The organism is Lacihabitans soyangensis (assembly GCF_024343775.1).
In the GTDB taxonomy this organism is placed as follows: Bacteria; Bacteroidota; Bacteroidia; order Cytophagales; family Spirosomataceae; genus Leadbetterella; species Leadbetterella soyangensis.
This window is the reverse complement of sequence record NZ_RJUF01000118.1, coordinates 1-1541: the sequence shown is the minus strand read 5'-3', so window position 1 is coordinate 1541 and position 1541 is coordinate 1. Positions and strand designations below refer to the sequence as shown.

The 1541-nt window shown below is 39.4% G+C and carries 1 protein-coding gene; it reads right to left on the bottom strand.

What is annotated here, in order from left to right; translation table 11 throughout:
• On the bottom strand, nt 1-1541 hold a 1541-nt coding region (locus EGI31_RS14795), incomplete at both ends, for an Ig-like domain-containing protein (RefSeq protein WP_445468529.1).

The following is a 1541-nucleotide window of genomic DNA, read 5'->3' as shown; positions in this document are numbered from 1 at the left end:
ATTTCTTAAGGAGTTAGAAACAATTTCTCCTGCGGTCAAAATTGGATAAACCGTAATACTAAGTATTTGGCTTTGAGGAGATTGGCAGTTTTGTGAAATACAATGGGCTGAAATATTGAAACTGTTTGTTGCTATGATTTGGATACTTGTGCCACTAAGTCCATTATTCCAAATGACATTTCCGTTGCAATTGCTGGCGGAAATGTTAATCGTTTCACCATTGCAGAATTTGGTTTTGGAAACGGATATAGTTGGAGAATTAATTGGACTTTCATTGACGGTAACAATGACAGAGTTACTTGAATTTGAGGTACAACTTCCTTTACTGCATATTGCCGTGTAGGTTGTGGTGATTATTGGGTTTATCACAATACTTAACCCTGTTTTTCCGTCCGACCATGTTAAGATTCCTGAGCAATTTATCGCTGTTAATGTAGTATTTTGACCCTTGCAGATTGTTTTTTCTCCTGAAAGAATAGGTACTTCTGGTATTTCTACTGTTAGTTTTGTGCCTGATGTTGAGGTATTTATGACACAGGTATTTCCACCCCCATTGTCGAAAGTTACTCGACATCTATAATAACCACCACTGACCGATTGAGTATTGTTTAAGCTTAAAGTTTCAGCATTTTCGCCTGTCAGGTCGGTGAAAACGCCCGAAGTACCTTGTCTATATTGCCATTGATAGGTTTTGTTAGTGCCAACTATGGTGTATTCACTTAGGTTGAAAAAAGTGCTAGCGTTTTCACAGACCGTTTTAGATGTGCCCGTTCCTGATATGGAATTGACAAACAAAATAGCTTCTTGGGTATAAACCGAACATGTTCCTTTGGTAAGCTTTGCTCGGTAAATGGTCTTATGAGGATTTGTGGTATTTCCAATATTTTCAATTCTAAGATTCGGCAAATTTTCGCCTGCAATGATCTCAAAAACAGTGTTTCCAGGAAGCTTTTTCTCCCAAACTATTTGGTCGTAGTTCGATGCAGTTAAGGTGAAATTTGCAATATTTGTGCGACACCTATTGATGTTTGATGGGTGTTGGGTAATGTTTACGCCTGGATTCATGGCAACAGTTACTGTTTTTTCACCTAAACAGCCTTTCGAATCAACCACATTAACGGTGTAAGTGCCAATGGACAAGTTACCAAATACGCCAGTGGTGTTGGAAACTCCATTTTGAGAAAATGTGTAAGGAACTACTCCATTCGTTATGGTATAAACTATTTGCCCATCCATTAGGCCAGCACAACTAGTGTTCGTTATTTGGGCTGTAATTTCCAAGTCGGGTAGCATGGTGATTGAACTTGCCACCCGCGGTGTTTCACAATAAGTGTCGTTGGTGGTGATTCCGTAGGCTACAAACCAAGTTTGGTTGGTACTCACATTTTTCAGGGTATATTCGGCACCCAAAAAACTTTGAAAAGGCGAGTTTTCAGAACTGTACCATGCGTAATTTCCACCATTGAAGGTTCCACTGGCTTCAAGAGTTATGTTGGTGTTTTTGCAAATTTCGTTTTGAGCTTGCAAGGATGGAGAACCTG